Source organism: Citrobacter sp. RHBSTW-00671 (genome assembly GCF_014103415.1).
In the GTDB taxonomy this organism is placed as follows: domain Bacteria; phylum Pseudomonadota; class Gammaproteobacteria; order Enterobacterales; family Enterobacteriaceae; genus Citrobacter.
Genome location: NZ_JABXPR010000001.1, coordinates 3,723,681 through 3,746,639, shown reverse-complemented (window position 1 = coordinate 3,746,639; position 22,959 = coordinate 3,723,681). Strand labels below are relative to the sequence as shown.

Below are 22,959 nucleotides of genomic sequence, written 5' to 3'. Positions count from 1 at the left end.
ATTTTCTACTTTCCTCATGCTGATTTTTGGCCTGAAATGGATAGCAGAAGGAGCTCCCCGTTGGGAGTGACGTATTTTGAGGAATAACGATGAAAAGAATCGCAATCACCTGTGCATTATTGTCGAGCTTTGTGGTGAGCAGCGTTTGGGCTGACGCCGCCAGCGACCTGAAAAGCCGTCTGGATAAAGTCAGCAGCTTCCACGCCAGTTTTACCCAGAAGGTAACGGATGGTAGCGGCGCAGCGGTGCAGGAAGGCCAGGGGGATTTATGGGTTAAACGTCCTAATCTGTTTAACTGGCATATGACACAGCCTGACGAAAGCATTCTGGTCTCTGATGGTAAAACACTGTGGTTCTTCAACCCATTTGTTGAGCAGGCGACGGCGACCTGGCTGAAAGATGCCACGGGTAACACGCCGTTTATGCTGATTGCGCGGAACCAGTCCAGCGACTGGCAGCAGTACAATATTAAGCAAAACGGCGATGATTTTGTGCTGACACCCAAAACCAGCAGCGGCAACCTGAAGCAGTTCACCATCAATGTTGGCCGCGACGGAACAATTCATCAGTTTAGCGCCGTTGAACAGGACGATCAGCGTAGTAGCTACCAGCTGAAATCGCAGCAGAACGGCGCGATCGAACCATCAAAATTCACCTTTACCCCGCCACAAGGCGTAACGGTAGACGATCAACGTAAGTAGAGGCGCGTGAGTGGGCAACCTGTCGCTCGATTTTTCTGATAATACCTTCCAACCCCTGGCCGCACGTATGCGGCCAGAAAATTTAGCGCAGTATATCGGCCAGCAACATCTGCTGGCTGCGGGTAAGCCCTTGCCGCGCGCCATCGAGGCCGGACACCTGCACTCCATGATTTTATGGGGTCCGCCAGGAACGGGAAAAACCACCCTTGCCGAAGTCATTGCCCGTTATGCGAACGCTGATGTTGAACGTATTTCTGCCGTCACCTCGGGCGTGAAGGAAATTCGCGAAGCGATTGAACGTGCGCGTCAGAACCGTAATGCTGGCCGACGCACAATACTGTTCGTGGACGAAGTTCACCGCTTTAATAAAAGCCAGCAGGATGCTTTTCTTCCGCATATTGAAGACGGCACGATCACGTTTATTGGGGCGACCACCGAAAATCCCTCGTTTGAGCTGAACTCGGCGCTGCTGTCGCGGGCGCGCGTTTATTTACTGAAATCATTGACCACCGAAGATATCGAGCTGGTGCTGGATCAGGCGATGTCAGATAAAGCTCGAGGTTATGGCGGTCAGGATATCGTTTTGCCGAACGAAACGCGTCGGGCGATTGCTGAACTGGTAAACGGTGATGCGCGGCGGGCGCTAAATACGCTGGAAATGATGGCCGACATGGCCGAAGTGGATGACAGCGGAAAACGCGTTTTACACGCGACATTGCTGACTGAGATTGCCGGTGAACGTAGCGCGCGTTTCGATAATAAAGGCGATCGTTTTTACGACCTAATCTCAGCATTGCATAAGTCGGTCCGCGGTAGTGCACCGGATGCGGCTCTTTACTGGTATGCGCGCATCATTAGCGCAGGTGGTGACCCGCTCTACGTTGCCCGTCGCTGTTTGGCAATTGCCTCTGAAGATGTGGGAAATGCCGACCCTCGTGCGATGCAAGTGGCAATTTCTGCATGGGATTGTTTTACTCGCGTAGGTCCTGCGGAAGGTGAACGCGCTATTGCTCAGGCGATTGTCTATCTGGCCTGCGCGCCGAAAAGTAATGCGGTATACACCGCCTTTAAAGCCGCCCTGGCTGATGCCCGTGAACGCCCCGATTACGACGTACCGGTGCACTTGCGTAACGCGCCGACGAAGCTCATGAAAGAGATGGGTTATGGCCAGGAATATCGCTACGCCCATGATGAGCCAAATGCCTACGCTGCCGGAGAAGAATACTTCCCGCAGGAAATGGCACAAACGCGCTATTATCACCCGACAAACAGAGGTCTTGAAGGCAAGATTGGCGAAAAGCTCGCCTGGCTCGCCGGACAGGATCAAAATAGCCCTATAAAACGCTACCGTTAGTGTTATCGTTGCGGTAATGTTGTCAATGTATCCCTGTGACCGCAGGCTGTGGTCACTTTCTCCTATTTTAATTCGATAAGCACAGGATAAGCATGCTCGATCCCAATCTGCTGCGTAATGAGCCAGACGCAGTCGCAGAAAAACTGGCAAGCCGGGGCTTTAAGCTGGATGTAGATAAGCTGCGCGCTCTTGAAGAGCGTCGTAAAGTTCTGCAGGTACAAACTGAAAACCTGCAGGCAGAGCGTAACTCTCGATCGAAATCCATCGGCCAGGCAAAAGCGCGCGGGGAAGATATCGAGTCTTTACGTCTGGAAGTGAACAAACTGGGCGAAGAGCTGGATGCCGCGAAAGCTGAACTTGATACCTTACAGGCCGAGATCCGCGACATTGCGCTGACCATTCCTAACCTGCCGGCGGACGACGTTCCGGTAGGTAAAGACGAGAATGACAACGTTGAAGTGAGTCGCTGGGGTACCCCGCGTGAGTTCGATTTCGACGTGCGCGATCACGTGACGCTGGGTGAAATGCACTCAGGTCTTGATTTCGCCGCTGCGGTTAAACTGACCGGCTCTCGTTTTGTTGTCATGAAAGGGCAGATTGCGCGTATGCACCGTGCGCTGTCTCAGTTCATGCTGGATCTGCATACTGAACAACATGGCTACAGTGAAAACTACGTTCCGTATCTGGTCAACCATGACACGCTGTACGGTACCGGTCAGTTGCCGAAATTTGCTGGCGATCTGTTCCATACGCGTCCGCTGGATGAAGAAGCCGACAGCAGCAACTATGCGCTGATCCCAACGGCAGAAGTTCCGCTGACCAACCTGGTACGTGATGAAATCATTGACGAAGACGCGTTGCCAATCAAAATGACTGCGCATACGCCATGCTTCCGTTCTGAGGCCGGTTCTTACGGTCGTGATACCCGCGGTCTGATCCGTATGCACCAGTTCGACAAAGTTGAGATGGTGCAGATTGTTCGTCCTGAAGATTCTATGGACGCGCTGGAAGAGATGACCGGTCATGCTGAAAAAGTACTTCAGCTGCTGGGCCTGCCGTACCGTAAGATCGTTCTGTGTACTGGTGACATGGGCTTTGGCGCATGCAAAACCTACGATCTGGAAGTGTGGATCCCGGCACAGAATACCTATCGTGAAATTTCCTCCTGCTCCAACGTGTGGGATTTCCAGGCTCGCCGCATGCAGGCGCGTTGCCGTAGCAAATCTGACAAGAAAACACGTTTAGTGCATACGCTGAACGGTTCTGGTCTGGCAGTGGGACGTACGCTGGTTGCCGTTATGGAAAACTACCAGCAAGCTGATGGCCGTATTCAGGTACCGGAAGTATTACGTCCGTACATGAATGGCCTGGAATTCATCGGTTAAGTCATTTTCCCTTGCTAAAAAAGCGCCTCAGGGCGCTTTTTTTACGCCCCTTTGATGCCGGACAATAACCCTTACTCCATTAGTGGTAATACTGCCTTCGAATGAAAGTCAGTATTTATCTCTGTCTTTGCATAAATTCGCTATATAACGGTCTGTATAACGATAGTATCGATATATAAATGACTATACAACGAACATTCCCTTTTTGTTTATTGTGAGCAGCAGAGTGAGCCACTATGAAAACTAAGATCCCCGATGCCGTGCTGGCAGCTGAGGTGAGTCGTCGCAGTTTGGTAAAAACGACGGCGATAGGCGGACTGGCAGTAGCCAGTAGCGCGTTTACCCTGCCATTTACCCGTATTGCAAACGCTGCAGATGCCATCAATCCGTCACCGGTCAATGAGAAAGTGATCTGGAGTGCGTGTACGGTAAACTGCGGTAGCCGTTGTCCGCTGCGCATGCATGTCGTAGACGGTGAAATCAAATATGTCGAGACCGACAACACGGGCGATGATAACTATGACGGCTTGCATCAGGTTCGTGCCTGCCTGCGTGGTCGGTCCATGCGTCGTCGAGTTTATAATCCCGATCGTCTGAAATACCCAATGAAGCGTGTCGGCAAACGTGGTGAAGGTAAATTTGAGCGCATCAGTTGGGATGAAGCCTACGATATCATCGCCAGCAATATGCAGCGTCTGATTAAAGACTACGGTAACGAGTCTATCTATCTTAACTATGGGACCGGTACGCTGGGCGGCACGATGACGCGCTCATGGCCGCCGGGTAAAACGCTGGTAGCACGTTTAATGAACTGTTGCGGCGGTTACCTGAACCACTATGGGGATTATTCTTCTGCGCAAATCGCGGCTGGGCTGAACTATACCTATGGCGGATGGGCAGACGGTAACAGTCCGTCTGACATTGAAAACAGTAAGCTCGTTGTCTTGTTTGGTAATAACCCTGGCGAAACGCGTATGAGCGGTGGTGGGGTAACCTATTACCTTGAACAGGCGCGGCAGAAATCGAATGCCCGCATGATCATCATCGATCCCCGCTACACGGATACCGGTGCGGGACGCGAAGATGAATGGATCCCCATTCGACCGGGTACAGATGCAGCACTGGTTAACGGTATTGCCTATGTGCTGATCAGCGAGAATATGGTTGATCAACCGTTCCTCGATAAGTACTGCGTGGGCTATGACGAAAAAACCCTCCCGGCAGGAGCGCCGAAGAATGGTCACTATAAGGCGTATATTCTCGGTCAGGGTAAAGACGGTATCGCGAAGACCCCGGAATGGGCTGCGCAGATAACCGGTATTCCTGCTGAACGAATTGTTAAGTTGGCGCGTGAAATTGGTAGCGCGAAACCCGCCTACATTAGCCAGGGCTGGGGACCGCAGCGCCACGCCAACGGCGAGATTGCGACCCGTGCCATTTCGATGTTGGCCATTCTGACCGGCAACGTCGGTATTAACGGCGGCAATAGCGGTGCACGTGAGGGATCATACGATTTGCCGTTTGAGCGTATGCCAACACTGGAAAACCCCGTTGAAACCAGCATCTCAATGTTTATGTGGACGGATGCGATTGAGCGTGGTCCGGAAATGACGGCGCTGCGCGACGGTGTTCGTGGTAAGGATAAGCTCGATGTTCCGATTAAGATGATCTGGAACTATGCCGGTAACTGCCTGATTAACCAGCACTCTGATATCAACCGTACGCATGAAATCCTGCAGGATGATAAGAAGTGTGAAATGATCGTCGTTATCGACTGCCATATGACCTCCTCGGCGAAATATGCCGATATTCTGCTGCCGGACTGCACGGCCTCTGAGCAGATGGACTTCGCGCTGGATGCATCTTGCGGGAATATGTCCTACGTGATTTTCACCGATCAGGCGATCAAACCGCGCTTTGAATGCAAGACTATCTACCAAATGACCAGCGAGCTGGCGAAACGCCTTGGCGTCGAGCAACAGTTTACGGAAGGCCGTACTCAGGAAGAGTGGATGCGTCATCTGTATGAACAGTCGCGCAAGGCTATACCGGAACTGCCGACATTTGAAGAGTTCCGTAAGCAGGGCATCTTTAAGCAGCGTGATCCTGAAGGACATCACGTGGCGTATAAAGCGTTTCGTGAGGACCCCAAAGCCAATCCGCTTACCACGCCGTCAGGCAAGATTGAAATTTATTCTCAAGCGCTGGCAGAAATCGCCGCAACCTGGGAACTGCCGGAAGGTGATGTGATCGATCCATTACCGATTTATACACCGGGCTTTGAAAGCTTAAACGATCCACTGGTGGAAAAATTCCCTCTGCAATTAACGGGCTTCCATTATAAATCTCGTGTCCACTCGACCTATGGCAACGTTGACGTTCTGAAAGCGTCCTGTCGCCAGGAAATGTGGATTAACCCGATGGATGCACAACGACGCGGTATTAACAACGGTGACAAGGTACGTATCTTTAACGACCGTGGCGAAGTGCATATTGAGGCTAAAGTTACCCCGCGTATGATGCCTGGCGTTGTAGCGCTGGGTGAGGGCGCCTGGTATGACCCGGATGTGAAACGTGTGGATCAGGGCGGCTGTATTAACGTGCTGACCACCCAGCGGCCTTCTCCTCTCGCTAAGGGGAACCCATCACATACGAACCTTGTTCAGGTTGAAAAGGTGTAAGGAGTAACCGATGACAACCCAGTATGGATTTTTTATTGATTCCAGCCGTTGCACCGGTTGCAAAACTTGCGAACTGGCCTGCAAAGACTTCAAAAATTTAACGCCGGACGTCAGTTTCCGCCGTATTTACGAATACGCCGGCGGTGACTGGCAGGAAGATAACGGTGTCTGGCACCAGAACGTTTTCGCCTACTACCTCTCCATTGCGTGTAACCACTGTGAAGACCCGGCCTGTACCAAGGTGTGTCCAAGCGGCGCGATGCACAAACGTGAAGATGGTTTTGTGGTCGTGGATGAAGATGTGTGCATTGGTTGCCGCTATTGCCACATGGCCTGCCCGTATGGCGCACCGCAATACAATGCTGCCAAAGGGCACATGACCAAGTGCGATGGCTGTCATGAACGCGTTGCTGAGGGTAAGAAACCCATCTGTGTCGAATCCTGCCCGCTGCGTGCGCTGGACTTCGGCCCGATAGAGGAACTGCGTAAAAAACACGGCACCCTGGCCGCGGTTGCGCCATTACCTGGCGCGCACTTTACCAAACCGAGCATCGTCATCAAACCAAATGCCAATAGCCGCCCGACCGGGGACACCACGGGTTATCTGGCTAATCCGAAGGAGGTGTAAGATGGGAAGTGGATGGCATGAATGGCCGCTGATGATCTTCACTGTTTTCGGGCAGTGTGTGGTTGGTGGCTTTATCGTTCTGGCGCTGGCGCTGATGAAAGGGGACTTACGCCCTGATTCACAACAGCGTGTGATTGCCTGCATGTTTGGTCTGTGGGTATTGATGGGCATCGGTTTTATTGCTTCCATGCTTCACCTGGGCTCACCGATGCGGGCGTTTAACTCCCTCAACCGTGTCGGCTCTTCCGCGCTGAGTAACGAAATCGCCAGCGGCTCGTTCTTCTTTGCCGTTGGTGGTCTTGGCTGGCTACTGGCGGTGTTGAAAAAAATGCCGCCAGCATTACGCAATCTGTGGTTAGTTCTCACCATGGTGCTGGGCGTCGTTTTTGTCTGGATGATGGTGCGCGTATATAACACTATTGATACGGTGCCTACCTGGTATAGTGTCTGGACGCCGATTGGATTCTTCCTGACGTTGTTTATGGGAGGGCCGCTGCTGGGATATCTGCTACTACGCGTTGCCGGAATTGACGGCTGGGCGATGCGATTGCTGCCTGCTATTTCAGTGCTTGCGCTGGTCGTAAGCGGCATCATGTCCGTGATGCAGGGGGCCGAGCTGGCGACAATCCACAGCTCAATTCAGCAGGCATCTGCGCTGGTGCCCGATTACGGTTCGCTGATGGCATGGCGGATTGTGGCACTGGCTTTAGCGTTGTGCTGCTGGATTGTTCCGCAGGTGAAAGGCTACCAGCCGGCAATACCGCTGCTTTCCGTCGCGTTTATTCTGCTGTTAGTCGGTGAGCTGATTGGCCGCGGCGTGTTCTATGGTCTGCATATGACCGTCGGCATGGCGGTCGCCAGCTAACCTGAAAATGCCGAATGGCATCGCGCTTGTCCGGCCTACACATTACAGTACTGAATGTGTAGGTCGGATAAGGCGTTAATACGGTCATCCCACAAATAAAAGATGCCGATTATCCATGAATTTTTTCGACTGAACGTAGCGGGGCAATTTTGTTTTAGATCAATTAAAACAAATAGATGTATTTTCCCATTTTTTATCAATCCGCATTAAGAATCAGTAATACGAATCGATCCTCCTGAAAGCGCCTCAGACCCCTGATTACGCCGATTGACAATGTTTTTTGCAGTGGCATGATGCGCATGAAATTTGAACTTCCTCACGGTTTTTATTCATGTCCACCTATACCCGTCCCGTTATGCTATTGCTGTGCGGGCTGCTTCTGTTGACCCTGGCGATCGCCGTGTTAAACACGCTCGTCCCGCTTTGGCTCGCCCATGAAAATCTGCCAACCTGGCAGGTAGGAGTGGTCAGTTCGTCTTATTTCACCGGAAATCTGGTTGGGACGTTACTGACCGGGTACTTAATTAAACACCTCGGTTTTAACCGCAGCTATTACATCGCGTCGCTTATTTTTGCCGCGGGCTGTGTCGGGCTGGGCGTCATGGTAGGTTTTTGGAGCTGGATGACCTGGCGTTTTATTGCGGGTATCGGTTGTGCCATGATCTGGGTGGTGGTGGAAAGCGCGTTGATGTGCAGCGGGACGTCGCGTAACCGTGGACGCTTACTTGCCGCCTATATGATGGTCTATTACGTGGGGACGTTTTTAGGTCAATTATTGGTCAGTAAAGTCTCGACAGAATTAATGAATGTTCTACCGTGGGTGACTGGCACTATTCTTGCCGGAGTATTACCGCTGCTCTTTACCCGCATTGTGAATCAGCAGGGTGATGAACAACAGTCAACCCCCATTGTTTCTATGCTGAAGCTTCGCCAGGCTCGTCTGGGGGTGAATGGCTGCATTATCTCCGGGATTGTGTTGGGGTCGCTGTATGGCCTGATGCCGCTGTACCTCAACCATCAGGGCGTCAGCAATGCCAGCATTGGTTTCTGGATGGCGGTACTGGTCAGTGCAGGTATTCTGGGACAATGGCCAATTGGTCGTCTGGCCGATAAGTTAGGTCGTCTGCTGGTTTTGCGCGTTCAGGTCTTTGTGGTGATCGTCGGGAGTATCGCTATGCTAAATCAGGCGGCGATGGCACCTGCATTGTTTATGCTGGGCGCGGCAGGTTTCACTCTTTATCCGGTTGCGATGGCCTGGGCCTGCGAGAAAATAGAACATCATCAGTTGGTCGCTATGAACCAGGCATTGTTATTAAGCTATACCGTGGGTAGCCTGCTTGGGCCGTCATTTACCGCAATGCTGATGCAAAATTATTCTGACAGTTTGCTGTTTATCATGATTGCCAGCGTATCGTTTATTTATTTACTGATGCTGCTGCGTAAGACAGGACATACACCGAATTCTGTGGCGCATATCTGATCTAACAGGATAAAAACAGGTTCCCATACATGCTGTTTATGTATACTTTATGGGAGCCTGTTTTATTTAAGTATCGCTATTCTTTCCTGAAAATAAAATGTGCAGAAGATTATAGTTTTACATTCTGCCGTTTCCGCTTGGCCATTTTACCGCGCATAATCCCTCGCTTCATTTATTGATTATCAAAAATAGCGTCTACGAAGGATCGCCAATGGCAAGTGCGCAGGAAAAACAATTGCGGTGGTACAACATCGCATTGATGTCTTTTATTACCGTATGGGGATTCGGTAATGTTGTAAATAACTATGCTAATCAGGGATTAGTGGTTGTCTCTTCATGGATATTTATTTTCGCCCTCTATTTTATCCCTTATGCACTGATTGTCGGACAGCTTGGCTCCACGTTTAAAGACGGTAAAGGTGGGGTTAGTACCTGGATTAAACAGACAATGGGACCGGGACTGGCTTATCTCGCCGCGTGGACCTATTGGGTGGTGCATATCCCTTATCTGGCGCAAAAGCCACAGGCTATTCTGATTGCTCTGGGATGGGCGCTGAAAGGCGATGGCTCGCTGATTAAAGAGTACACCGTGGTGGCGTTGCAGGGGCTGACGTTAGCGCTGTTTATCTTTTTCATGTGGGTTGCATCCCGTGGCATGAAATCGCTTAAAATCGTTGGATCGGTTGCGGGGATCGCGATGTTTGTGATGTCCATTCTGTATGTCGTAATGGCCGTCACCGCTCCGGCGATTACTGATGTGCAGATCGCCACAACCAATATCACCTGGGAATCTTTTATCCCGCATATCGATTTTACCTATATCACAACGATCTCGATGCTGGTCTTTGCGGTCGGTGGCGCGGAGAAAATCTCTCCATACGTTAACCAGACGCGTAACCCGGGCAAAGAATTTCCGAAAGGGATGTTAGTTCTGGCGGTGATGGTGGCGGTGTGTGCGATCCTGGGTTCTCTGGCAATGGGGATGATGTTTGACTCTCAGCATATTCCTGATGACTTAATGACTAATGGCCAGTATTACGCTTTCCAGAAGCTCGGGGAGTATTACGGCATGGGTAACACATTGATGGTTATTTATGCAGTTGCCAACACGTTAGGTCAAATTGCGGCTTTGGTGTTTTCTATTGATGCGCCGCTTAAAGTTTTACTGGGCGATGCCGATCGCAAATATATTCCTGAAAGCCTGTGTAAAACCAATGCCTCTGGGACACCGGTGAATGGCTATATTCTGACACTGGTACTGGTGGCCATTTTGATTATGTTGCCAACGCTGGGTATCGGTGACATGAACAATTTGTATAAATGGCTACTGAATCTGAATTCAGTGGTGATGCCTCTGCGCTATCTGTGGGTGTTTGTAGCATTTATTGCCGTTATTCGTCTGGCGCAGAAATATAAACCGGAATATGTCTTCATTCGTAACCGAACGCTTGCGATGACCGTGGGAATTTGGTGTTTTGCGTTTACTGCGTTTGCCTGCCTCACGGGAATCTTTCCGAAAATGGAAGCCTTTACTCCAGAGTGGACATTCCAGCTCACGCTGAACATCGTGACGCCGTTTGTGCTGGTTGGACTGGGATTGATTTTCCCGCTGCTGGCAAGAAGAGGGCGTTAAGGGGAAATAGGGTGGGTAACAGGTCCGTTACCCACCACAAGACTTAGTACATCACTTTGTGACCATACTGCTCAAGGATGCCCTTGACGCGCTCCATGGTCTCTTTTTTCGGCGGCTTCACGCCATCCAGTTTGTATTCTTCACCCATCGCCACCCATTTGTGTTTACCCAATTCGTGGTATGGCAGCAGTTCGATTTTTTCGACATTGCCCATATCACGGGTAAATTCGCCCAAACGGTGCGCTGAATCATCATCATCGGACCAGCCAGGTACGACAACATAGCGGATCCACACCTTGATATCTTTGTTGGACAGGTAACGGGCAAACTCCAGTGTGCGATGGTTAGACACGCCGACCAGGTTCTGGTGGATCTCGTCGTTCATCTGTTTCAGATCGAGCATCACCAGATCGGTCACTTCCAGCAACTCATCAATCACCGGGTCGTAGCGGCGGACAAAACCGTTAGTATCAAGACAGGTATGAATACCTTCTTTCTTACAGGCACGGAACCAGTCACGGACGAATTCAGCTTGCAGAATAGCCTCTCCGCCGGATGCTGTTACGCCACCACCGGATGCGTTCATAAAGTGACGATAGGTCACGACTTCTTTCATTAATTCATCGACGGTGACTTCTTTACCGCCGTGCGTATCCCATGTGTCACGGTTGTGGCAATACAGGCAGCGCATCAGGCAGCCCTGAAAGAAGGTAATAAAGCGGATGCCCGGGCCATCAACAGTACCACAGGATTCAAAGGAGTGAATGCGACCAATAACTGACATTGCGGTGTTTCTCCAGGTGTGGCCCATCCGGGGCCAGTGTTAGTGCACAGTTATTAACTGTGTCGAGTCTGTTTTGGCTGCTATCCATACTTTTCGTATTTCAAGCTGCATCTTTGTTAGCTTCCTTCGCTCACCCCAGTCACGTACTCCTGTACGCTCCAGGGGATTCACTCCGTTGCTGCCTCAATGCAACTCGAAATCCATCGAGTATATAAGTATAGATAGCTGACAAAGCAGGCTATTAAAAAGGCCCCACTTACGTGGAGCCTTTATTGTACGCTTTTTAAAGTACGATTTCAGTCAAAACCAATTACATGGTCTGAGTGAAGGTACGAGTAATAACGTCCTGCTGCTGTTCTTTAGTCAGGGAGTTAAAACGTACAGCGTAGCCAGAAACACGGATGGTCAGCTGCGGATATTTTTCCGGATGTTCCATCGCATCCAGCAGCATTTCACGGTTCATGACGTTCACGTTCAGGTGCTGACCACCTTCGATGGACGCTTCATGGTGGAAGTAACCATCCATCAGACCAGCCAGGTTGGTCTTACGAACTTCGTCGTCTTTACCCAGAGCGTTCGGAACGATAGAGAAGGTGTAAGAGATACCATCTTTCGCGTAAGCAAACGGCAGTTTAGCAACGGAGGTCAGAGAGGCAACAGCACCTTTCTGGTCACGGCCGTGCATTGGGTTAGCACCCGGTCCGAACGGCGCGCCAGCACGACGACCATCTGGGGTGTTACCAGTTTTCTTACCATACACAACGTTAGAAGTGATGGTCAGAACAGACTGAGTCGGGATAGCGTTACGGTAAGTAGTCAGTTTCTGAATTTTCTTCATGAAACGTTCTACCAGGTCAACCGCCATGTCATCCACGCGAGAGTCGTTGTTACCGAACTGCGGGTATTCGCCTTCGATTTCGAAGTCAACAGCCAGGCCGTCTTCGTCACGAATCGGTTTAACTTTCGCATATTTGATTGCAGACAGGGAGTCAGCAGCAACGGACAGACCAGCGATACCACACGCCATGGTGCGGATAACGTCACGGTCGTGCAGCGCCATCAGAGAGGCTTCGTAGCTGTACTTGTCATGCATGTAGTGGATAACGTTCAGTGCAGTGACGTACTGTTTAGCCAGCCAGTCCATGAAGTGATCCATACGCTCCATCACTTCGTCGAAGTTCAGAACGTCGCCTTTGATCGGTTCAGATTTAGGACCAACCTGCATTTTCAGTTTTTCATCAACGCCGCCGTTGATTGCGTACAGCATGGTTTTCGCCAGGTTTGCACGCGCACCGAAGAACTGCATTTGTTTACCAACAACCATTGGGCTTACGCAGCAAGCGATAGCGTAGTCGTCGTTGTTGAAGTCCGGACGCATCAGGTCATCGTTCTCGTACTGCAGAGAAGAGGTGTCGATGGACACTTTAGCGGCGAATTTCTTGAAGTTCAGAGGCAGTTTTTCAGACCACAGAACAGTGATGTTCGGCTCCGGAGAAGGACCCATGGTGTACAGGGTGTTCAGGAAGCGGAAGCTGTTTTTGGTAACCAGAGTACGGCCGTCAACGCCCATACCACCGATAGATTCAGTTGCCCAAATCGGGTCACCGGAGAACAGTTCATCATATTCAGGCGTACGCAGGAAACGAACCATACGCAGTTTCATGACCAGGTGGTCAATCATTTCCTGAGCGTCTTGCTCGGTGATTTTGCCAGCTTTGATATCACGTTCGATGTAAGCATCCAGGAAGGTGGATACGCGACCGAAGGACATTGCTGCACCGTTCTGAGATTTAACAGCGGCCAGGTAGCCGAAGTAAGTCCACTGGATAGCTTCCTGAGCGTTGGTAGCCGGACCAGAGATATCGCAGCCATATTTAGCCGCCATTTCTTTGATCTGACCCAGAGCGCGGTGCTGTTCAGCGATTTCTTCACGCAGACGGATAGTCGCTTCCAGGTTTACGCCATTTTCCAGGTCTGATTGCAGAGAGACGAACTGAGCGTATTTGTCTTTCATCAGGTAGTCGATACCGTACAGCGCAACGCGACGGTAGTCACCGATGATACGGCCACGGCCATACGCATCTGGCAGACCAGTCAGAACACCGGATTTACGGCAGTTCAGAATGTCTTTGGTATAAACATCGAATACACCCTGGTTGTGGGTTTTACGGTATTCGGTGAAGATTTTTTTCAGCATCGGGTCCAGTTCGCGATTGTACGCTTTGCAGGAACCTTCAACCATTTTGATACCGCCAAACGGGATAATCGCACGTTTCAGCGGAGCTTCAGTCTGCAGACCAACAATTTTCTCGAGCGCTTTGTTGATGTAGCCAGCGTCGTGAGAAGTGATGGTAGAAGCAACGGAGGTGTCAAAGTCAACAGGCGCGTGAGTGCGGTTTTCCTGTTTAACGCCTTCCATTACGCTGTCCCACAGTGCAGTGGTCGCTTCAGTTGCGCCAGCCAGGAAGGACTCGTCACCCTCATACGGAGTGTAGTTTTTCTGAATGAAGTCACGGACGTTTACTTCATTCTGCCAATCACCTTTGGTAAAACCTTCCCAGGCTGTGGCTAACTTTTCATTAAGCTCGGACATGTAACACCTACCTTCTTAAGTGGATTTTTTATTTACTGCGTGTAATGAGCATCAACAGATTAATGATGATCGTTACCACGCAGATAAATGACCCAGTATGTCAACCCGACCAACAAACCGCCGCCGATAATGTTACCGATCGTAACCGGAATCAGGTTATCGGTGATGAAATTCATCACGGTCAGGTGAGAAAAATTCTCCGGAGAAGAACCGACAGCGGTCCAGAATTCCGGGGTGGCGAAATCGCGTATTACGATACCCATAGGGATCATAAACATGTTTGCGATACTGTGCTCAAAACCGCTGGCAACAAACATTGCGACCGGTAATACCATGATAAACGCTTTGTCCATCAGGCTGCGACCAGAGTAGCTCATCCAGACGGCCAGACACACCATTAGGTTAGCCAGAATACCCAGGCTTACAGCTTCAACAAAAGTATGGTGCACTTTGTGGTCGGCAGTTTGCAGGACGTTGAGTCCCCACGCGCCGTTGGCGGTCATATACTCGCCAGAAAGCCACATGAGTAACACAAAGATCAGCGCACCAATCAGGTTACCGACATAAACGTTAAGCCAGTTCTTCGCTAACTGACCCCAGGTAATACGACCACTGGCTTTAGCGACGACAATCAGTACGGTTGAAGTGAAGAGGTCAGCGCCGCAGACAACGCAAAGGATCAGCCCCAGGGAAAAGCAGATACCACCCACCAACTTTGCCATGCCGAAAGGCATTGTGCCGGTACCGGTTGTGGCAGTGATATAGAAAACAAAGGCAATTGAAATGAACACACCGGCAGTAATTGCCAGATAGAACGTCTTAAGCGGATGTTTCGTTGCTTTATAGACGCCTGCTTCTTCGGCAACTTTGGCCATAGCAGCAGGAAGTATAAGATCAAAAGGGTTGTCAGCTTTCACACTAACTCTCTCTTTATTAAGTCGGCGACGAGATACTAACAAAGCATTATAGATGAGAATTTGATATAGATCATATCTCGCCTGGCTTATAGGCCCGTAAGACGCATGGTTTTTATGCAATTACGGTGTAACTTGTTGATTATCCATATAAAAATAAATTTTAAAAATTATAAAGTGAGTTGAATTTTTTCTTTATGCCTCCAGGTGGACGGTTAATTAAAATGGAGTAATTGAGATAAATAGCGATATTAATAAACCAAAATTTTTAATATCAACTACTAATATTTAACCTTGTTTTTACATTTATTTTTGAGTAGGCAAAAATAAAAAACAGGGCGCTTAAAGCGCCCCGTAATATAGCCCAGACAATACGTTTAGCCTACTCAACGCGGGCTGTTTGCCACTATTTTGACCAGTGTGCTGCTTTCGCGCGTTGCAGCTTCTCATAGGCTTTCAGCAGAGACTGATGTGCCGGGAAAGCCTGCAGATCGCTATCAACCGTTTGTAATCCGTAGAATGGCGCTTCTCCGCTCATTGCAGCACTTGCTGCTTCAACTGCCTCTGCACCGTACATACGAACAAATGCGTTAAGATACTGCAGCGGCTGGCGGTCTTCTTCCTGTGACAACAGCAGCAGAGTTTGCAGGCAACGGTAATAGTTGGCGCGTTCAGCGCTGAAGACGGATGCGTTAAATTCCATCGTCCATTCCGTCCAGATCAGTGCCTGCTCAAGGTCACCCCCCGCCAGAGCCAGCATTACTTTGAGCTCGCCAATGCGCAGGGTATACCAGCCATTATCCGCACCGGTCGCCAAACCCAGTAGCTCACGTACGCGAGTGAAGTCGTCAAATCCTTCTTCATCCAGCTGTGCGAGCAGGTTGAGGTAGTCTTCTTTTTCCCATTCGCTGCCTGGCAGAGAGAGAATGGTCTCACGCAGGTGCGCTCCCATGCTGTTGTTGGCTAACCACAAATCTTCTGCTGGGTAGATGTCAGACATACCCGGAACGATAATGCGGCAAGCGTAAACGCTCAGATGCTCATAGTCGGCGATGTAGACTTCTTTATCTTCCGCTTTGAAGATCGCCATCAGGGTGGCGAACTCTTCTTCCGTTGTACCGGAGAAATTCCAGTCAACGAACGGGTAATCGGCATCCTGCTTGAACAGATCCCAGGAGATCAGACCGCTGGAATCGATGAAGTGCGTTTCGAGGTTAGTGTGCTCAGCCACTTCTTCATCGTCGAAGGTTGGGGGCGTGAAGACGTCAAGATCTTTCAGACCACGGCCCTGCAACAGTTCCGTGACGGTACGCTCCAGTGCAACACCGAAATCCGGGTGCGCGCCGAAAGAGGCAAAACAGGTGCCGTTAGCCGGGTTGAACAGGACAACGCAGATAACCGGGTATTTGCCGCCCAGCGAACCGTCGTACGCGAAGATTGGGAATCCTTCGGCTTCCAGCTTTGCAATGGATTCAACGACTGCCGGGTAACGCGCCATCACTTCAGCCGGAATTTCCGGCAGGCTGATGCTTTCCGCGATAATGCGGTTCTTCACATAGCGCTCAAAAACTTCAGACAGCCCCTGAACGCGGGCTTCATTCGGTGTGTTACCCGCAGACATACCGTTAGATACATACAGGTTACCGATGATGTTCATCGGAATGTAAACGGTCTGATTATCTGACTGACGGGTAAACGGCAGGCCGCAAACGCCGCGTTCTTCATTGCCGGATTGCAGATCGATAAGCATGCTACCGGTCAGTTCATTGTCTGGATCGTAGAATGCGCGCAGACGCGCATCCAGCAAACCTTCAGGTACGTCATCATCTTCAGTCAGTGGGAACCATTTTTCGTTCGGGTAATGTACGAACGGGCCGTTAGCGATGGTTTCGCCCAGCCAGAAATCCGCAAAGAAGTAATTCGTGGACAGACGCTCAAAATATTCGCCCAGTGCGGAGGCCAGCGCCGCTTTTTTCGTCGCGCCTTTACCGTTGGTAAAGCACAGCGCGCATTCTTTGTCGCGAATATGTACAGACCAGACGTTAGGAACGGGGTTCAACCATGAGGCTTCTTCAATTTGAAAACCGAGGTCGAGTAATTTTTGCTGGAAGCGAGCGATGGAATCTTCCAGTGCGGCATCTTTGCCGGGGATAAATGTTTGCGTCATGAAAATCACTTTTGTCGTACGGAAAGCGCGCAATGATACGGGTTTTCAATGAATGGCGCTATCGCCGCCGGAGCCTCGGCGTAAATAAAGCCTTTGATTCACACCGTAGCGTGTTCAGTCGAATGTCTGCGGACTATCTGCTGAAGGGAAGAGGGGGTTCTTTCTTTATCTATCTCTGCGCTATGCAAAACCAGAATGGTCGAAGGTCGGCTGGGCGAAATGCGCCTCCTGATAGCGAAAATCTCGGTTTTTATCCGTCAATCCGATAGATTCTGTTGTGTGACGCATCGCTCATTTTTTCCCTGGCCAGTTTTACCCATTGCGGCGCGTGTCACTGAATGATAAAACCGATATCCACAGGAATAACTTATACCAATGTCTGTCACAGGAATTATCGTAAACGACAGGATGTTGATTGGATAACAACACAACGTGGTGAGGGGAAATGGCTCAGGTCTTCAATTTTAGTTCAGGTCCGGCAATGCTTCCGGCGGAAGTACTTAAACTGGCTCAACAGGATCTTTGTGACTGGAACGGTCTTGGCACGTCGGTGATGGAAATTAGCCACCGAGGCAAAGAGTTTATCCAGGTTGCAGAGGAAGCGGAGCAGGATTTTCGCGATCTTCTCAGCATCCCCTCCAACTATAAAGTGTTGTTCTGCCATGGCGGTGGTCGCGGGCAGTTCGCGGGTATCCCGTTAAATATTCTGGGTGATAAAACCACCGCGGATTACGTCGATGCCGGTTATTGGGCCGCTAGTGCAATTAAAGAAGCGAAAAAATACTGCACGCCAAACGTTATTGATGCCAAAGTCACCGTTGACGGCCTGCGCGCTGTGAAGCCGATGAGCGAATGGCAGCTTTCTGACAACGCGGCGTATCTGCACTATTGCCCGAACGAAACCATCGACGGTATCGCGATTGATGAAACGCCGAATTTTGCCAGCAATGTGGTGGTGACGGCGGATCTGTCTTCTACCATTCTTTCCGCGCCGCTTGATGTTAGCCGCTATGGCGTTATCTATGCCGGGGCGCAGAAAAATATTGGTCCTGCGGGGCTGACCATTGTCATCGTACGCGAAGATTTACTGGGCAAAGCCCACGTGTCTTGCCCGTCGATTCTTGACTATACCGTACTAAATGACAACGACTCCATGTTTAACACGCCACCGACCTTTGCCTGGTATCTGTCTGGCCTGGTCTTTAAATGGCTGAAGAAACAGGGCGGCGTCAGCGCAATGGATAAAATTAACCAGCAAAAAGCAGAACTGCTGTACGGCGTGATTGATAACAGCGATTTCTACCGCAACGATGTGGCGAAGTCGAACCGTTCACGTATGAACGTCCCGTTCCAGTTGGCTGACAGCGCGCTCGATAAACTCTTCCTGGAAGAGTCGTTTGCTGCGGGTCTGCATGCACTGAAGGGACACCGTGTAGTTGGCGGGATGCGGGCTTCAATCTATAACGCTATGCCGCTGGAAGGCGTAAAAGCACTGACCGATTTCATGGTCGATTTCGAGCGTCGCCGCGGCTAATCTGCTGTACTTTTCATCCCCACAGCCAGCCTGTGGGGTTTTTATGTCTGTTTTTGAGAGTTGAGTTTCATGGAATCCCTGACGTTACAACCCATTGCGCGGGTGGATGGCACCATCAATCTGCCTGGTTCCAAAAGTGTTTCTAACCGCGCTTTGCTGCTGGCTGCATTAGCAAATGGCACCACTGTCCTGACAAACCTGCTGGACAGTGATGATGTCCGCCATATGCTGAATGCGCTTAATGCGTTGGGGATTAGCTATACCCTTTCGGCCGATCGTACCCGCTGTGAAATTACGGGGAATGGTGGTCCGCTGCATGCCGAAGGCGCTGTAGAGCTGTTCCTTGGCAACGCCGGAACCGCAATGCGCCCGCTGGCCGCCGCTCTGTGCCTGGGCAGCAATGATATCGTGTTGACGGGTGAACCGCGCATGAAGGAGCGCCCGATTGGCCACCTGGTTGACGCACTGCGCCAGGGCGGAGCGAATATTGAATACCTGGAGCAGGAAAACTATCCGCCTTTACGTCTACGCGGTGGCTTCACCGGGGGACAGGTTGAGGTAGACGGCAGCGTTTCCAGCCAGTTCCTGACCGCGCTGCTGATGACAGCACCGCTGGCGCCGCAGGATACGACAATCGCGATTAAAGGCGATCTGGTGTCAAAACCGTACATCGACATCACGCTGAACCTGATGAAAACGTTTGGTGTTGACATTGAAAACCAGAACTACCAGCGTTTTGTCGTACAGGGCAACCAACAGTACCAGTCTCCGGGCGCTTATCTGGTAGAAGGCGATGCTTCATCGGCTTCGTATTTTCTCGCGGCCGGCGCGATCAAAGGCGGTACGGTGAAGGTTACCGGAATTGGGCGTCATAGCATGCAGGGTGATATTCGCTTTGCCGATGTGCTGGAAAAAATGGGCGCGACCGTGACATGGGGTGATGATTTTATTGCCTGTACGCACGGTGAGTTGAACGCTGTTGATATGGATATGAATCATATTCCTGATGCGGCAATGACCATTGCGACCGCCGCGCTGTTTGCAAAGGGCACAACGACTTTACGGAACATTTACAACTGGCGTGTCAAAGAGACTGACCGTCTGTTTGCTATGGCAACAGAGCTACGGAAAGTGGGCGCGGAAGTTGAAGAGGGGCATGATTTTATTCGTATCACTCCGCCGGTTAAGCTGCAGTTTGCGGATATTGCGACCTATAACGATCACCGTATGGCGATGTGTTTCTCGCTGGTGGCGCTGTCTGACACACCCGTTACCATCCTTGACCCGAAATGTACCGCGAAAACCTTCCCGGATTACTTCGAACAACTGGCCCGTATCAGCACACCTGCCTGACTTTATTGCCGCATCTTCGGGTGCGGCACATTCCGTCATCTCCGATTGCCCATTTATTCTACACTCAGCTTCAATGAGTCTGTATTTTTCACACAAAGATAACGTTCGTAGACGTTGGCGCGTATAATGCGCGGCGTTCACGTTAACGTATGCCTGTTTAAGGAGAAAAAGATGACGGCAATTGCCCCGGTTATTACCATTGATGGCCCAAGTGGTGCAGGTAAAGGCACCTTGTGCAAGGCAATGGCGGAAGCATTGCAGTGGCATCTGTTAGATTCAGGCGCGATCTACCGTGTACTGGCGCTTGCGGCGTTGCATCATCATGTTGATGTGACTTCTGAAGATGCTCTGGTACCGCTTGCGTCGCATCTGGATGTGCGTTTTATCTCAACAGACGGCAATCTGGAAGTTATCCTGGAAGGCGAAGATGTCAGTGGTGAAATCCGCACTCAGGAAGTGGCAAATGCCGCATCCCAGGTGGCTGCATTTCCCCGTGTGCGCGAAGCGCTTTTACGCCGCCAGCGAGCCTTCCGCGAAGCACCAGGTCTGATCGCCGACGGGCGCGATATGGGCACGGTGGTGTTCCCTGATGCGCCAGTAAAAATTTTTCTGGACGCCTCCTCGCAAGAACGTGCGCATCGACGTATGCTACAGTTGCAGGAGAAGGGCTTTAGTGTTAACTTTGAACGCCTTTTGGCCGAGATCGAAGAACGCGATGATCGTGATCGCAACCGTGCTGTAGCGCCGCTGGTTCCCGCTGCTGATGCTTTAGTTTTGGATTCAACCCGATTAAGCATTGAGCAAGTGATTGAAAAAGCGTTACAATACGCGCGCCAAAAACTGGCACTCGCTTAAGCGCGACCGAATTTGCAGTACCCCCGTTGCAATGGATTGACAGCGGGTATGTTAAACAACCCCATCCGGCATGGAGCCAGGTGGACGTTAAATATGAAACCTGAAGATTAAACATGACTGAATCTTTTGCTCAACTGTTTGAAGAATCCTTAAAAGAAATCGAAACCCGCCCGGGTTCCATCGTTCGTGGTGTTGTTGTTGCTATCGACAAAGACGTAGTACTGGTTGACGCCGGTCTGAAATCTGAGTCCGCCATTCCGGCAGAGCAGTTCAAAAACGCCCAGGGCGAGCTGGAAATCCAGGTTGGTGACGAAGTTGACGTTGCTCTGGATGCAGTAGAAGACGGCTTCGGTGAAACCCTGCTGTCCCGTGAAAAAGCTAAACGTCACGAAGCTTGGATCACGCTGGAAAAAGCTTACGAAGAAGCTGCAACCGTTACTGGTGTTATCAATGGCAAAGTCAAGGGTGGCTTCACTGTTGAGCTGAATGGTATTCGCGCGTTCCTGCCGGGTTCCCTGGTAGACGTTCGTCCGGTCCGCGACACGCTGCACCTGGAAGGCAAAGAGCTTGAATTCAAAGTAATCAAGCTGGATCAGAAGCGTAACAACGTTGTTGTTTCCCGTCGTGCCGTTATCGAATCCGAAAACAGCGCAGAACGCGATCAGCTGCTGGAAAACCTGCAGGAAGGCATGGAAGTTAAAGGTATCGTTAAGAACCTCACTGACTACGGTGCATTCGTTGATCTGGGTGGCGTTGACGGCCTGCTGCACATCACCGACATGGCATGGAAACGCGTTAAGCATCCGAGCGAAATCGTAAACGTTGGCGACGAAATCACTGTTAAAGTGCTGAAGTTCGACCGCGAGCGTACTCGTGTATCTCTGGGCCTGAAACAGCTGGGCGAAGATCCATGGGTAGCTATCGCTAAGCGTTATCCGGAAGGTACCAAACTGACTGGTCGCGTGACCAACCTGACCGACTACGGCTGCTTCGTTGAAATCGAAGAAGGCGTTGAAGGCCTGGTTCACGTTTCCGAAATGGATTGGACCAACAAAAACATCCACCCGTCCAAAGTTGTTAACGTTGGCGATGTAGTGGAAGTTATGGTTCTGGATATCGACGAAGAACGTCGTCGTATCTCCCTGGGTCTGAAGCAGTGCAAAAACAACCCATGGCAGCAGTTCGCGGAAACCCACAACAAGGGCGACCGTGTTGAAGGTAAAATCAAGTCTATCACTGACTTCGGTATCTTCATCGGCCTGGACGGCGGCATCGACGGCCTGGTTCACCTGTCTGACATCTCCTGGAACGTTGCAGGCGAAGAAGCAGTACGTGAATACAAAAAAGGCGACGAAATCGCAGCAGTTGTTCTGCAGGTTGATGCAGAACGTGAGCGTATCTCTCTGGGCGTTAAACAGCTCGCAGAAGATCCGTTCAACAACTGGGTTGCACTGAACAAGAAAGGCGCAATCGTAAACGGTAAAGTCACTGCAGTTGACGCTAAAGGCGCAACCGTAGAACTGGCTGACGGCGTTGAAGGTTACCTGCGCGCTTCTGAAGCTTCACGTGACCGCGTTGAAGATGCAACTCTGGTTCTGAGCGTAGGCGACGACGTTGAAGCTAAATTCACTGGCGTTGATCGTAAGAACCGTGCAATCAGCCTGTCTGTTCGTGCTAAAGACGAAGCTGATGAGAAAGATGCAATCGCAACTGTTAACAAACAGGAAGATGCAAACTTCTCTAACAACGCAATGGCTGAAGCTTTCAAAGCAGCTAAAGGCGAGTAATATCGAGTACTCTATACCCTAAATAATTCGAGTTGCAGGAAGGCGGCAGGGAGCGAATCCCCAGGAGCTTACTTCAGTAAGTGATTGGGGTGAACGAGCGTAGCCAACGCACATGCAGCTTGAAGTATGACGGGTATAATCCTTTGTGCTATTAACAGCACAAAGGGTGACGAGTAGCTTGACAGATTACAGGATTCGTCCTGTAATCAATGACAAAGGGCGGCTACGGCCGCCCTTAATCAATG

16 protein-coding genes are annotated in these 22,959 nt (G+C 50.7%); 12 read left to right on the top strand and 4 right to left on the bottom strand.

Annotated features, from left to right (window positions below):
- The first annotated feature begins 89 nt into the window (after positions 1–89).
- The 8 genes from lolA (at position 90) to HV261_RS17905 (ending at position 10,727) form a co-directional block, all read left to right on the top strand.
- Positions 90–701: an outer membrane lipoprotein periplasmic chaperone LolA gene (gene lolA, locus HV261_RS17940; RefSeq protein ID WP_040233939.1), complete on the top strand. Its 612-nt coding sequence runs from the start codon at positions 90–92 to the stop codon at positions 699–701.
- Positions 702–711: 10 nt separating this feature from the next.
- On the top strand, positions 712–2,055 hold the full coding sequence (gene rarA / locus HV261_RS17935; RefSeq protein WP_137383502.1) for a replication-associated recombination protein RarA: 1,344 nt from the start codon (positions 712–714) through the stop codon (positions 2,053–2,055).
- A gap of 92 nt (positions 2,056–2,147) precedes the next feature.
- The gene (serS, locus tag HV261_RS17930) at positions 2,148–3,440 is read left to right on the top strand and encodes a serine--tRNA ligase (RefSeq protein WP_137383501.1); all 1,293 of its coding nucleotides are present in this window, start codon (positions 2,148–2,150) and stop codon (positions 3,438–3,440) included.
- 236 nt (positions 3,441–3,676) lie between these two features.
- Positions 3,677–6,121 (top strand): dimethylsulfoxide reductase subunit A, encoded by a 2,445-nt coding sequence (dmsA, locus tag HV261_RS17925; RefSeq protein ID WP_202039029.1) that lies wholly within the window; start codon positions 3,677–3,679, stop codon positions 6,119–6,121.
- Between the two features lie 10 nt (positions 6,122–6,131).
- Positions 6,132–6,749 (top strand): DMSO/selenate family reductase complex B subunit, encoded by a 618-nt coding sequence (locus HV261_RS17920; RefSeq protein WP_005123570.1) that lies wholly within the window; start codon positions 6,132–6,134, stop codon positions 6,747–6,749.
- Between the two features lies 1 nt (position 6,750).
- On the top strand, positions 6,751–7,614 hold the full coding sequence (locus HV261_RS17915) for a dimethyl sulfoxide reductase anchor subunit family protein (RefSeq protein WP_202039028.1): 864 nt from the start codon (positions 6,751–6,753) through the stop codon (positions 7,612–7,614).
- 331 nt (positions 7,615–7,945) lie between these two features.
- Complete coding sequence (locus HV261_RS17910) at positions 7,946–9,094, top strand: MFS transporter (protein WP_202039027.1); 1,149 nt, start codon at positions 7,946–7,948, stop codon at positions 9,092–9,094.
- Positions 9,095–9,305: 211 nt separating this feature from the next.
- On the top strand, positions 9,306–10,727 hold the full coding sequence (locus HV261_RS17905) for an amino acid permease (RefSeq protein WP_202039026.1): 1,422 nt from the start codon (positions 9,306–9,308) through the stop codon (positions 10,725–10,727).
- A gap of 43 nt (positions 10,728–10,770) precedes the next feature.
- Here the strand turns inward: HV261_RS17905 and pflA are convergent, their stop codons facing one another.
- From pflA to ycaO, 4 genes are all read right to left on the bottom strand, one after another.
- Positions 10,771–11,511, bottom strand: a complete 741-nt coding sequence (gene pflA, locus HV261_RS17900) for a pyruvate formate lyase 1-activating protein (protein WP_003035751.1) — start codon at positions 11,509–11,511, stop codon at positions 10,771–10,773.
- A 310-nt stretch (positions 11,512–11,821) separates the two neighbouring features.
- Complete coding sequence (pflB, locus tag HV261_RS17895; protein WP_045441256.1) at positions 11,822–14,104, bottom strand: formate C-acetyltransferase; 2,283 nt, start codon at positions 14,102–14,104, stop codon at positions 11,822–11,824.
- Between the two features lie 59 nt (positions 14,105–14,163).
- Positions 14,164–15,021, bottom strand: coding sequence for a formate transporter FocA (gene focA / locus HV261_RS17890; protein WP_003831909.1), 858 nt, complete (start codon positions 15,019–15,021; stop codon positions 14,164–14,166).
- Between the two features lie 403 nt (positions 15,022–15,424).
- Entirely contained in the window at positions 15,425–17,185 is a 1,761-nt protein-coding gene (gene ycaO / locus HV261_RS17885; RefSeq protein ID WP_202039025.1) for a 30S ribosomal protein S12 methylthiotransferase accessory factor YcaO, read from the bottom strand.
- Positions 17,186–17,630: 445 nt separating this feature from the next.
- Between ycaO and serC the strand changes: the two genes are divergently transcribed.
- From serC to rpsA, 4 genes are all read left to right on the top strand, one after another.
- Complete coding sequence (serC, locus tag HV261_RS17880) at positions 17,631–18,719, top strand: 3-phosphoserine/phosphohydroxythreonine transaminase (RefSeq protein WP_137382816.1); 1,089 nt, start codon at positions 17,631–17,633, stop codon at positions 18,717–18,719.
- Between the two features lie 69 nt (positions 18,720–18,788).
- Positions 18,789–20,072: a 3-phosphoshikimate 1-carboxyvinyltransferase gene (aroA, locus tag HV261_RS17875; RefSeq protein WP_202039024.1), complete on the top strand. Its 1,284-nt coding sequence runs from the start codon at positions 18,789–18,791 to the stop codon at positions 20,070–20,072.
- A 171-nt stretch (positions 20,073–20,243) separates the two neighbouring features.
- Complete coding sequence (cmk, locus tag HV261_RS17870; protein WP_137382818.1) at positions 20,244–20,927, top strand: (d)CMP kinase; 684 nt, start codon at positions 20,244–20,246, stop codon at positions 20,925–20,927.
- 113 nt (positions 20,928–21,040) lie between these two features.
- Positions 21,041–22,714, top strand: coding sequence for a 30S ribosomal protein S1 (rpsA, locus tag HV261_RS17865; RefSeq protein WP_003035776.1), 1,674 nt, complete (start codon positions 21,041–21,043; stop codon positions 22,712–22,714).
- The last annotated feature ends 245 nt before the right edge of the window (positions 22,715–22,959 follow it).

Excerpts from the sequence above, each read along its gene's own strand:
- lolA (WP_040233939.1), top strand. The coding sequence starts at position 90 with ATGAAAAGAATCGCAATCACCTGTGCATTATTGTCGAGCTTTGTGGTG.
- serS (WP_137383501.1), top strand. The coding sequence starts at position 2,148 with ATGCTCGATCCCAATCTGCTGCGTAATGAGCCAGACGCAGTCGCAGAA.
- dmsA (WP_202039029.1), top strand. The coding sequence starts at position 3,677 with ATGAAAACTAAGATCCCCGATGCCGTGCTGGCAGCTGAGGTGAGTCGT.
- HV261_RS17920 (WP_005123570.1), top strand. The coding sequence starts at position 6,132 with ATGACAACCCAGTATGGATTTTTTATTGATTCCAGCCGTTGCACCGGT.
- HV261_RS17915 (WP_202039028.1), top strand. The coding sequence starts at position 6,751 with ATGGGAAGTGGATGGCATGAATGGCCGCTGATGATCTTCACTGTTTTC.
- HV261_RS17910 (WP_202039027.1), top strand. The coding sequence starts at position 7,946 with ATGTCCACCTATACCCGTCCCGTTATGCTATTGCTGTGCGGGCTGCTT.
- HV261_RS17905 (WP_202039026.1), top strand. The coding sequence starts at position 9,306 with ATGGCAAGTGCGCAGGAAAAACAATTGCGGTGGTACAACATCGCATTG.
- pflA (WP_003035751.1), bottom strand. The coding sequence starts at position 11,511 with ATGTCAGTTATTGGTCGCATTCACTCCTTTGAATCCTGTGGTACTGTT.
- pflB (WP_045441256.1), bottom strand. The coding sequence starts at position 14,104 with ATGTCCGAGCTTAATGAAAAGTTAGCCACAGCCTGGGAAGGTTTTACC.
- ycaO (WP_202039025.1), bottom strand. The coding sequence starts at position 17,185 with ATGACGCAAACATTTATCCCCGGCAAAGATGCCGCACTGGAAGATTCC.
- serC (WP_137382816.1), top strand. The coding sequence starts at position 17,631 with ATGGCTCAGGTCTTCAATTTTAGTTCAGGTCCGGCAATGCTTCCGGCG.
- aroA (WP_202039024.1), top strand. The coding sequence starts at position 18,789 with ATGGAATCCCTGACGTTACAACCCATTGCGCGGGTGGATGGCACCATC.
- cmk (WP_137382818.1), top strand. The coding sequence starts at position 20,244 with ATGACGGCAATTGCCCCGGTTATTACCATTGATGGCCCAAGTGGTGCA.
- rpsA (WP_003035776.1), top strand. The coding sequence starts at position 21,041 with ATGACTGAATCTTTTGCTCAACTGTTTGAAGAATCCTTAAAAGAAATC.